Consider the following 9771-nt stretch of genomic DNA (forward strand, 5'->3'; position numbering starts at 1 on the left):
GCCCGCTCCCTCCGGGCCCAGGACGACGTGCGTCACGTCGTCGGCCAGCACCGCGTCGAGCAGGTCGTCGGGGCCCACGTGGCCGCGCACCCACGCCGTGCCCCACCACGCCAGACGTCCCGAGAGCGGGAGCGGGGTGAGCTCGGAGGCGTCGTGGTCGGTCACGCCGTCCGACGATAGCCGCGCCGCGCAACCTCCCCGGACGCCTGAGGGCTGGGCGAGGGACTCCTTGGTCGGCCACTAGGGTGGCGCCATGGCTGCGGTGCTCGAGTTCTCCGACGTGACGGTGCGCCGCGGTGACGCCGTTCTCCTCGACCGCGTCACCTGGGTGGTGCGCGAGGGCGAGCGGTGGGTGGTGCTCGGGCCCAACGGAGCGGGCAAGACCACGCTGCTCCAGGTCGCGGCAGCCCAGCTGCACCCCACCGGTGGAGCAGCAGGGGTGCTCGGCGAGCTGATCGGCGCCGTCGACGTCTTCGAGCTGCGCCCCCGTATCGGACTCACCAGTGCAGCCCTGGCCGAGCGGGTCCCGCGCCACGAGCTCGTGCGCGACGCCGTCCTGTCGGCGGCGTACGGCGTGCTCGGGCGTTGGCAGGAGGACTACGGCCACGAGGACCACCGGCGTGCCGACGACCTGCTCATCGAGGTCGGCGTGCAGCACCTCGCCGACCGGACCTTCGGCACGCTCAGCGAGGGCGAGCGCAAGCGCGTGCTGGTCGCTCGCGCCCTGATGACCGATCCCGAGCTGCTGCTGCTCGACGAGCCTGCCGCCGGCCTCGACCTCGGCGGCCGCGAGGACCTCGTCTCGACGCTCTCCACGCTGGCCTACGACCCCGAGTCGCCGGCCACCGTGCTCGTTTCCCACCACGTCGAGGAGATCCCGCCGGGCTTCACCCACGCGCTGCTGCTGCGGCAGGGTCGGGTCGTGGCGGAGGGTCCCCTCGACGACGTCCTGACCGAGCGGTCGCTGTCGGCGGCCTTCGGGATGCCGCTGGCGCTGAGCAAGGCCGATGGCCGTTACGCGGCCCGTCGCAAGACGCGCCACCGCTGACCCCACCTGCGGGGTTGCACCCGGGGGCTCTGGGTAGAGTCGGTTCATGGACTGGCTCACCGAAAACCTCTGGAGCGCCTGGCTGGCTGCCGCCGTCGTGCTCGGCGTCGCCGAGATGTTCTCCCTGGACCTGATCCTGATCATGCTCGCAGTCGGGGCGGTCTCCGGCATGGTGCTCGCGCTCCTCGGTGCACCGTTCGCCCTTCAGGCGGTCGTGGCTGCCGGCGCGTCGGTGGGCATGCTCGCGCTCGTGCGCCCCTCGATGGCCAAGAAGCTGCACGACGGCCCCACGCTGACCCAGGGCCACGACAAGCTGCTCGGCCAGCAGGGCACCGTCACCCAGGCGATCAGTGGTCTGCAGGTCGGCCGGGTCTCCCTCGGCGGTGACGTCTGGACCGCGGCGCCGTACGACGAGACCCTGACCATTGCGGAGGGTGAGACCGTCGAGGTGCTCCAGATCCGTGGCGCCACCGCCTACGTGCACCCCGTGCCACGTCTCGAGCCGTGAGGGTCTCCTGACCCGCTCGGCCCCCAGATCTTTTCGTGCCTGACCCCTAAATCTCGAGGAGAACCATGGCTGACGCCCTGTTGATCGTGTTCGGTTTGTTGCTGGTCTTCGTGATCGTGCTGCTCGCCAAGACCGTGCGGATCATCCCCCAGGCTCGAGCCGGCATCGTCGAACGCTTCGGCAAGTACCGCGTGACCCTGTCGGCCGGACTCAACATCGTGGTTCCGTTCATCGACAAGGTCGGCTACCAGATCGACCTGCGTGAGCAGGTCGTCAGCTTCCCGCCGCAGCCGGTCATCACCCAGGACAACCTGGTGGTCTCGATCGACACCGTCATCTACTTCCAGGTCACCGACCCGGTCGCGGCCACCTACGAGATCGCCAACTACATCCAGGCCGTCGAGCAGCTCACCATGACCACGCTGCGCAACATCGTCGGTGGCATGGACCTCGAGGGCACGCTGACGAGCCGCGACGAGATCAACACCCGTCTGCGCGGGGTCCTCGACGAGGCCACCGGCAAGTGGGGCATCCGCGTCAACCGCGTCGAGCTCAAGGGCATCGACCCGCCGCCGTCCATCAAGGACTCGATGGAGAAGCAGATGCGCGCCGACCGCGACAAGCGGGCGCAGATCCTCACCGCCGAGGGTGGGCGCCAGGCGGCGATCCTCACCGCCGAGGGCGAGAAGCAGTCCTCGATCCTCTCGGCCGAGGGTGACCGCGAGTCGCTGATCCTGCGCGCCCAGGCCGACCGCGAGGCCTCGATCCTGCGCGCCCAGGGTGAGGGCCAGGCGATCCTGACGGTCTTCCAGGCCATCCACGACGGCAACCCCGACCAGTCGCTGCTGTCCTACCAGTACCTCCAGATGATGCCCAAGCTCGCCGAGGGCACGTCCAACAAGCTGTGGATCGTCCCGAGCGAGATCGGCAAGGCCCTCGAGGGCCTCGGCTCGACGATGAACGACCTCAAGGGCATCCCGGACAAGACCGACGGCGTGCGTCAGCGGGTCGACATGGGCTCGACCGACACCCCAGCCCTGGGCGGTGACGGCATCGCTGACGAGGAGCGCCGCCGTACGAGCGCGGCCGTGGAGCAGGCGATCGCGGAGGCCCAGGCCGCCGCCAACCCGAACAAGCCGGCGCCGTCCACCGGCGGCGGCGCTGTCGCCGACCCGTCGGTGGCCCCGGGTGAGGTCCCGCCGGAGGAGCCGCCGGCTCCGCCGCAGCCCTGAGGTGACGGGGCTCGAGGCGGCCCTGATCCTGCTTGCCGGGATCGGGGCGGGAACCATCAACACGGTGGTCGGCTCGGGCACCCTGATCACCTTCCCGACGCTGCTGGCGTTCGGGGTCCCGCCGGTGACGGCGAACGTCTCCAACAACATCGGGCTCGTGCCGGGCTCGTGGACCGGCGCCTACGGCTACCGTCGCGAGCTGGTCGGGCAGCGTCCCCTGGTGCTGCGGCTGCTGTCGGCCTCGGTCCTGGGCGCGGGGATCGGCGCGGTGCTGCTGCTGGTGCTCCCCGACAGTGCCTTCGAGGCCGTGGTGCCCGTGCTGATCGGTCTCGGGGTCGTGCTCGTGGTCGTCCAGCCCCGGCTGGCCCGCCGGGTAGCCGCTCGTGCCGTTCTCCGGGAGCGCACCGGCGCACCCGTCCGCGAGCACGAGGGCCGGTGGGTGTGGCCGACCGTGCTCGGCACCGGCATCTACGGGGGCTACTTCGGCGCAGCCCAGGGCGTGCTCCTGATGGGCGTGCTGGGCGTTGGCGTGCCGCAGGACATCCAGCGCAACAACGCCGTCAAGAACGTCCTGGCCGGAGCCGTGAACACCGTGGCCGGCGTGATCTTCGTGGTCGTCGCCGACGTCGACTGGGCGATCGTGGGGCTCATCGCCGTCGGAGCCACGATGGGTGGTCTCATCGGCGCACGCGTCGGGCGACGACTCCCGCCGATCGTGCTGCGCACCGTGATCGTGGTGGTGGGAGTCGTCGCCCTGACGACGTTCGTCGTGACGTGAGGCGCTTCGGGCCGGTCGTCAGCCGATCTTGAGCACCGTGGTGCCGCCGGCGAGCTTGTCGTGCCAGCCCTGACGACTCACGGTGTCGTTGTTGATCGTCACCGCGATGAAGATCACCGCGCCGATGAACGCGATCGTGCCCAGGAACGGTCCGACGATCGGGACGATGCTGATGAGACCGAGCGCCTGGAAGCTGCTGCGTATGGCGGCCTGCTGAAGCGTCGGGTTGCTCTCGCCGTCAGGGCCGATGACCTTGAGCTTCATGATCTGCTTGCCGATGGTCGCGCCCTTGTTCGACTCGAACCAGGCGTTGTAGCCGATGTAGACGGCCACCGAGAAGACCTGGAGGAACAGGTAGAACACGAAGAGCTCGCCGCGGCTGTTGTAGAAGCCGCTGAGGAAGATGGCGCCGAGGATCCCGTAGATGATCCCGTAGACGATTCCGAACCCGACGCCGTCGATGAGGCGGGCCAGGAACCGGTCCATCAGCTCTGCTGGGCGAGTGCCACCGGGTGGTCCGGCGGACGGTGGCGGCGCTCCGCCGTACTGTCCGGGCGGCGGTGGCGGTGGTGGCGGCGGCGTCTCACTCATGCCCACCACACTCCCAACACCGTCGCGCGACGGCAATGGCTTCGGCGAAAACGCTCGAAGTCGGGTCAGAGTGGCTCAGGCCTGCGCGAGCGCCTTCTTCTCGGCCCTGGTGAGCTTGACGACCTTCTTGACGCGCAGCCCGAGGAGGCCGGCGAGCACGGCACCGGCAGCGACTGCCGTGCCGGCGATACCGATGTTGCGGGGCATGAGCTCCTTCTCCACCGCCTGGTAGGCAGTGGCCGCGTCGGCGCCGTCGACGGCCATCCCGATGAGCACGAGGCTGCGTCGGGCGCTGCCACTCGCCAGCAGGGTGGCGGCTCCCAGCGCGATCTCGCGCGACCCGAACCACTGGGTCAGCAGCGGGTTGCTGGTGGTGGTCCCCATGGACGACTGCACGAGGTCGGGCTTGATGAGGGAGGCGACGCCGATGCCGATCCGGCCGAGGGAGAGTCCGGTCACAGAGTTCATGTCTCGGACCCTAGCGTCCGGTGAGAATCACCCGTCAGCGGTCTCAGTCGAGATGGGCACGGCGCCAGCGCTCGAGCTGGTCGTAGACGAGGGCGCGAGCCTCGGGCCTGGAGAGCACGACGTCATGGCGTGCCCCGTCGATCGCGACATAGCTGATGTGCGGCCCGACCGACGTGGACCAACGCCGGATCTGCGGCACGTCGAGGACGATGTCGTGGTTGTGGGCGATGTCGTCCAGCTCGACGGTGTGACGGGTCGAGGCCGAGGACAGCACGAGCACCGGCGCCAGCACCGACAACCCGGCGTGGAGGGCGGCGTGGCCGCGTCGGATCGCGCGGAGCCACCCCAGACGGATCGGGTAGGACTCGATCGGCTTCCAGCCCAGGTCGTAGTCCCACTCGCCGCCGAAGTCGACGTGGAGGCTGCGGCCGTAGACGCCGGTGACGTCACGACCGAGGGCGTGCATGGGGCGCAGCCGGCCCAGCCGCTCGAGCACGGCGTCCGCCACCGGGGTCCGCATCCAGGCCGGCCCCTGGAGGTCGAACCAGGGCGAGTTGAGCACCACCCCGGCCAGCTCGGCCGGTTGACGGGCATCGCTCCACAGGGCGGCCGTGAGACCCCCGGTGGAGTGAGCGGACAGCACCACGTGGTCGTGCTCGTCGCGTTCGGCCACCCGCCACCAGCAGGCGTCGAGGTCGGCGAAGTACTCGGACAGGTCGGCGACGTACGTCGGGGTCTGGTGCGGCAGCATCGAGCGGCCGTACTTGCGCAGGTCCACGGCGTAGAAGTCGTAGCCCCGCTCCAGCCACCACTCGGCGTACTCGGTGTGGAAGAAGTAGTCGGCGAACCCGTGGACGTGGAGCACCGCCCGCCCGTTCGAGCGCTCGGCGCGCCGCCTCACGAGCGTGGCGGTCACCGGACCCTCGCCGTCCGGGGGCAGGCTGATCGTCTCGGACTCCCAGGGCTCGCCCAGGATGTCGGGTGTCTGGCGATCGCGCATGCCGAGGATTCTGCCGGTCCGGCTGCCTGCGACGCGCACGGGTCTACGGCATACCGGCCCGGAGCGTGGATCGGGCGGCTACGGTGCGGTCGTGAGTTGGATGCACGAGATGACGGGGTCGTGGCGTGCAGGCACCCATCGCAGCCAGATGACGACCCTCCTGGGTCTGCTCGCCTGCGTCGGGCTGTGGTTCGGGCTCTCCCTGTTCCGCTACGACCTCTTTCCCCTGGCCGGCTACTTCCTCTGGCTCTTCGTGGGCATGCTGCTGCTGCGATTCGGACCGCTGCTGCTGCTCACGGGAGTCATCCTGCTGGCCGGCCTCGGCACCGGGTCACTCACAGCCGCGTCTTCCGCACCCTCACTGGTCAGCATCGGCGTCCTGCTGCTGCTGAGCGTCGCGCTGGTGCTCTACTTCGCCAGCCGCCAGCGCAGCGGCCTGCCCACGCCGCTGAGCGAGGCGCTCCTGGCCGACCTGCGCGACCGGCTGACGGCGCAGGGCCAGGTGCCGCCGCTGCCGCACGGCTGGGCCGCCCAGAGCGCCATGGTCGGGGCGTACGGCGTCGGTTACGCCGGCGACTTCATGGTCGCCGACCTCGACCCGGACCACGAACGGCTCGAGCTCGTGCTCGTCGACGTGGTCGGCAAGGGCCTCACGGCGGCGCCGTCGGCGCTGCTGCTCGCTGGTGCGTTGAGCGGACTGATCGGCACCATCCACGAGGATGATCTCCTCCTCGCGGCCAACGACGTGCTGCTCCGTCAGCAGGCGCCGGAGACCTTCGCCACCGCGGTGCACGTGAGCGTGGGCCTGGTCGACGGGTCCTACACGATCCGTAGTGCGGGTCACCCGCCCGCGTTGCGCTGGTCGGCGAGCGAACGGCAGTGGACGATCGACAACTCGCGCGGCCTCGCGCTCGGCATCGACGTGCATCCTGAGCTCGAGGCCAGTCACGGGACGCTGCAGGCAGGCGACGCGTTGATGTTCTACACCGACGGGGTGATCGAGTCACCTCGCTCGCACCTCGACGACCGCATCGAGTGGCTTCGAGAAGTCGGCCGCGCGGCGATGCTCGACGGCGTGGAGGGGGCCGCTCAGCGCATCGTCTCCCGGGTCGAGCGCGGCGACGACGACCGTGCGGTGCTCATCATCGCGCGGGAGTGATGTCCGCGACGGTGTCGGTGTCGGTGTCGCCCGCCGCCATGCGATCGAGGCGTGGGAAGCGGACCGTGACGGCCGTGCCGTGGCCGGGCCGGGAGTCGACCGAGATCGCCGCGTCGTGCCGCTGGACGATCGCGGCCACGATGCTGAGACCCAGACCCGTCCCTGGAATCGCTCTTCGAGTGGCCTCGCTGGAGCGGAAGAAGGTCGTGAACAGGCTCGACTGCTCGTCGAGCGGTATCCCGATCCCGGTGTCGCGCACGACGAGGGTCGGACCGGACGGCGGCCCGGTCGCTCCGTCGGTCGCTCCGTCGTCCGCCTCGGACACGCTGAGCACCACGGAGCCTGCCCCCACGGTGAACTTGAGAGCGTTGCTGACGAGGTTGATCACGAGGGTCTCGATCGCCTCGAAGTCGCCGTTCACCGGCACCGGCCGGCCGGGGACTGCGAGGGTCACCTCGACCCGCGGATCCGCCGCCCTGGTGAGGTCGGCGATCGCCGGGCGGAGACGGTCGATCACCTCGGCGAGGTCCAGCTCGCCGAGCGGCACGTCACCCCTCCCGGTCTCGACGCGCGAGAGCGTGAGCAGGGAGTCCACCAGCTGGGTGAGGCGTCGGTTGCCGCGGTCGAGGGACTCCACCGCTGCCTGTTGAGGCTCGGTGAGGCGGCCGAGATCTCCCACCTGCAACAGCTCGAGGTAGCCGGTGATGCTCGACAGGGGAGTCCTCAGCTCGTGGCTCACGGTCGAGATGAGGGAGTCCTTGAAGGCGTTGGCCTCTCGCAACCGCTGCAGCGACTCCTGGTCGCGCCGCAGTGCGCTGAGCGTCGCCTGCTGGAGCTCGAGGCGCGCGCTGATCTCCTCGCCGGTCGTCACGTAGCCGATGAGCCGGCCCTCCGGGCCCAGGATGCGCGTCGTGCCGACCGACACGGGCAGCGGCGCGCCCGACCGGGTCCTCATCAGCAGCTCGCGGTTCGTGGCTTCGTCGGCGAGCGCGGGCACCACCCTGCCCGGGGTCGGGTCGACGTGCAGCCGCTCGGCCTGCTGCCTCCAGTAGTCGTCCTGGTGCAGCATCTCGGGGGTCCGACCTCGGACCTCGGCTGCCGACCATCCGAGCAGCTGCTCGGCGCCCGCGTTGAAGTGGGTGATCCGGCAGTCGGTGTCGAGGGCGATGAGGATGGTGTTGGTCGCGCTGTCGAGGATCTGGCCGACCGTGGCGGTGGCGCGCTCCTCACGGTCGGTCGCTGCGTGCAGCTCTTCCTCCTGACGCGCGAGCCGGCGCATCACCTCGGCCGGACCGGACATCACGAGGTTGCGCAGGTGCAGCGGGGTGGCCTCGTAGAGCGCGACCGTGCGCCGGTGGACCACCACGAGCAGGGCCAGCGGGACCGAGAAGGCCAGCGCGAGGACGATCTTGGCGGACACGGTCGCCGTCAGCAGGTCGACCGACAGGATGCCGGGTCCGATCAGTGCGATGGGGAAGAGCACGCCGTCGAGCGCGAGGGTGCCGACGTACCCCACGACGTACATCGGGGCCATCAGCACCGGTCGCAGCCGCGCCTTGGCGAACTCGAGGAACGCGAGCAGGGCGAGGAGCTCGACCACGATGAGCGCGCCTCCGCCGATCACGACGCGCAGCGACTGGTCGAGGAGTGCAGGCTCCACTAGTCCGCTGCCGAAGCCCTGACCATCACGCAACGCGTGGCGGGCGACGAAGAACGACGAAGAGACCAGCACGTTGGTCGTGATCACCAGAGCGACCACGGTGCGCACGGCGCGGAGGTCCCTGCCGACGATGACACTCACCAGGGTCGTGAACATGAGGGCGCCGTACAGCACCTGCCCGGCGCCGAGGTCGACGTCGCCGACCACGGGCAACCGGTAGACGGCGTTGAAGAACCCCCCGAGCACCAGCACCGCCGAGAGGTGGGTGAAGAGCAGAACGTAGCGGAGCTGCCCGGTGGCGAGGATGGCGAACGGGATCGCGGCGTAGATGACGACGCTGACGAGAAAGAGCTCTAGACCGCTCATGATCAGGCCCCCGGGGGTCCTACGCGATCAGTGGTACCTCACCCTGACACAGCCCGACGGTCCTGTCCCGAGCATCGTCAATCCCTCGACGCGCCCTCCGGGGCGCGCCTCACGCCCTCGGTCAGTGCGCGTACGTGCCGTGCAGGATGGCGCGCCCGGCGGTCTTGAAGGCCAGGTTGAAGGAGACCACGGCGGGGGAGGCGTCGGAGTCGACGCCCAGCGTCGCCTTGGTGACGGCGTGGACGACGAAGAAGTAGCGGTGCACTTGGTCGCCGGCGGGCGGCGCCGCGCCCATGAAGGCCTTGGACCCGCCGTCGTTGCGGCACATGAAAGCGTCGCCCGGCAACGCCGCACCATCGGCCCCGGCGCCTGCGTCGAGGGACGTCACGTCGGCGGGGAGGTCCACCAGCACCCAGTGCCAGAAGCCGCTGGGCGTGGGTGCGTCGGGGTCGAAGCAGGTGACGGTGTAGCTCTGTGCGCCCTCGACGGCGTCCCAGGACAGCTGGGGCGAGGTGTCGCCGGCCGACGCGACCTGGGCGTCCGAGAGCGGCGCGCCGTCAGTGACGTCGCTGCTCGTCACCGTGAAGTCGGGGACCACGGGGAGCAGGTCGTAGGGATTGGGGGTGACGGGGCGCTCGAGAACCATGACCCGAACATAGCCGTGAACCGGTCGTCGAGGTCCACCCCAGAGGTTCGGTGCCCGCCTTCCACGCAGAGGCGGAATGATGGGGCAGATGGACGACTTCTACGCCTACCCGACCGGTCTACGTCTGACCGGACGCCGCGTCGTCGTGGTCGGGGGCGGCCACGTGGCGCAGCGACGGGTCCCGCACCTCATCAAGGCGGGGGCCGACGTGGTCGTCGTGTCGCCCGCGGTGAGCCCGGCCATCGAGGGGTTGGTGCAGGGCGGTGAGGCGACGTGGCTGGCCCGCGGCTTCGTCCCCGACGACCTCGACGACAC

11 protein-coding genes are annotated in these 9771 nt (G+C 70.1%); 6 read left to right on the top strand and 5 right to left on the bottom strand.

Features of this window, described 5'->3' with window-relative positions:
• Positions 1-253: 253 nt before the first annotated feature.
• From VOI19_RS07245 to VOI19_RS07260, 4 genes are all read left to right on the top strand, one after another.
• Entirely contained in the window at positions 254-1048 is a 795-nt protein-coding gene (locus tag VOI19_RS07245) for an ABC transporter ATP-binding protein (protein ID WP_323792289.1), read from the top strand.
• Between the two features lie 46 nt (positions 1049-1094).
• Positions 1095-1556, top strand: a complete 462-nt coding sequence (locus tag VOI19_RS07250) for an NfeD family protein (protein ID WP_323792290.1) — start codon at positions 1095-1097, stop codon at positions 1554-1556.
• Positions 1557-1621: 65 nt separating this feature from the next.
• A complete protein-coding gene (locus tag VOI19_RS07255) occupies positions 1622-2788 on the top strand; it encodes an SPFH domain-containing protein (protein ID WP_323792291.1) in 1167 nt (388 codons plus the stop codon).
• Between the two features lies 1 nt (position 2789).
• On the top strand, positions 2790-3566 hold the full coding sequence (locus VOI19_RS07260) for a sulfite exporter TauE/SafE family protein (protein WP_323792292.1): 777 nt from the start codon (positions 2790-2792) through the stop codon (positions 3564-3566).
• Between the two features lie 18 nt (positions 3567-3584).
• Here the strand turns inward: VOI19_RS07260 and VOI19_RS07265 are convergent, their stop codons facing one another.
• From VOI19_RS07265 to VOI19_RS07275, 3 genes are all read right to left on the bottom strand, one after another.
• A complete protein-coding gene (locus VOI19_RS07265) occupies positions 3585-4157 on the bottom strand; it encodes an RDD family protein (protein WP_323792293.1) in 573 nt (190 codons plus the stop codon).
• A 75-nt stretch (positions 4158-4232) separates the two neighbouring features.
• The gene (locus VOI19_RS07270; RefSeq protein ID WP_323792294.1) at positions 4233-4625 is read right to left on the bottom strand and encodes a hypothetical protein; all 393 of its coding nucleotides are present in this window, start codon (positions 4623-4625) and stop codon (positions 4233-4235) included.
• Between the two features lie 43 nt (positions 4626-4668).
• Positions 4669-5625, bottom strand: coding sequence for an alpha/beta hydrolase (locus VOI19_RS07275; RefSeq protein WP_323792295.1), 957 nt, complete (start codon positions 5623-5625; stop codon positions 4669-4671).
• A gap of 100 nt (positions 5626-5725) precedes the next feature.
• Here VOI19_RS07275 and VOI19_RS07280 point away from each other — a divergent pair, with 100 nt between their 5' ends.
• On the top strand, positions 5726-6784 hold the full coding sequence (locus VOI19_RS07280; protein WP_323792299.1) for a PP2C family protein-serine/threonine phosphatase: 1059 nt from the start codon (positions 5726-5728) through the stop codon (positions 6782-6784).
• Here the strand turns inward: VOI19_RS07280 and VOI19_RS07285 are convergent.
• Together VOI19_RS07285 and VOI19_RS07290 are read right to left on the bottom strand one after the other, a co-directional pair.
• Positions 6768-8810: a PAS domain-containing sensor histidine kinase gene (locus tag VOI19_RS07285; RefSeq protein ID WP_323792296.1), complete on the bottom strand. Its 2043-nt coding sequence runs from the start codon at positions 8808-8810 to the stop codon at positions 6768-6770. The two genes, VOI19_RS07280 and VOI19_RS07285, sit on opposite strands and share 17 nt — an antisense overlap.
• Positions 8811-8931: 121 nt before the next feature.
• Positions 8932-9456, bottom strand: coding sequence for a YbhB/YbcL family Raf kinase inhibitor-like protein (locus VOI19_RS07290; RefSeq protein WP_323792297.1), 525 nt, complete (start codon positions 9454-9456; stop codon positions 8932-8934).
• A gap of 88 nt (positions 9457-9544) precedes the next feature.
• Between VOI19_RS07290 and VOI19_RS07295 the strand changes: the two genes are divergently transcribed.
• Positions 9545-9771, top strand: a 227-nt coding sequence (locus VOI19_RS07295; RefSeq protein WP_323792298.1) for an NAD(P)-dependent oxidoreductase, incomplete at its 3' end; no start/stop codon positions are given.

This window comes from Nocardioides sp., from assembly GCF_034670285.1.
Taxonomy (GTDB): Bacteria; Actinomycetota; Actinomycetes; order Propionibacteriales; family Nocardioidaceae; genus Nocardioides.

Bases quoted from the DNA above. Each gene is read 5' to 3' on its own strand.
- VOI19_RS07245 (WP_323792289.1), top strand. From the start codon at position 254: ATGGCTGCGGTGCTCGAGTTCTCCGACGTGACGGTGCGCCGCGGTGAC.
- VOI19_RS07250 (WP_323792290.1), top strand. From the start codon at position 1,095: ATGGACTGGCTCACCGAAAACCTCTGGAGCGCCTGGCTGGCTGCCGCC.
- VOI19_RS07255 (WP_323792291.1), top strand. From the start codon at position 1,622: ATGGCTGACGCCCTGTTGATCGTGTTCGGTTTGTTGCTGGTCTTCGTG.
- VOI19_RS07265 (WP_323792293.1), bottom strand. From the start codon at position 4,157: ATGAGTGAGACGCCGCCGCCACCACCGCCACCGCCGCCCGGACAGTAC.
- VOI19_RS07270 (WP_323792294.1), bottom strand. From the start codon at position 4,625: ATGAACTCTGTGACCGGACTCTCCCTCGGCCGGATCGGCATCGGCGTC.
- VOI19_RS07275 (WP_323792295.1), bottom strand. From the start codon at position 5,625: ATGCGCGATCGCCAGACACCCGACATCCTGGGCGAGCCCTGGGAGTCC.
- VOI19_RS07280 (WP_323792299.1), top strand. From the start codon at position 5,726: ATGCACGAGATGACGGGGTCGTGGCGTGCAGGCACCCATCGCAGCCAG.
- VOI19_RS07285 (WP_323792296.1), bottom strand. From the start codon at position 8,810: ATGAGCGGTCTAGAGCTCTTTCTCGTCAGCGTCGTCATCTACGCCGCG.
- VOI19_RS07290 (WP_323792297.1), bottom strand. From the start codon at position 9,456: ATGGTTCTCGAGCGCCCCGTCACCCCCAATCCCTACGACCTGCTCCCC.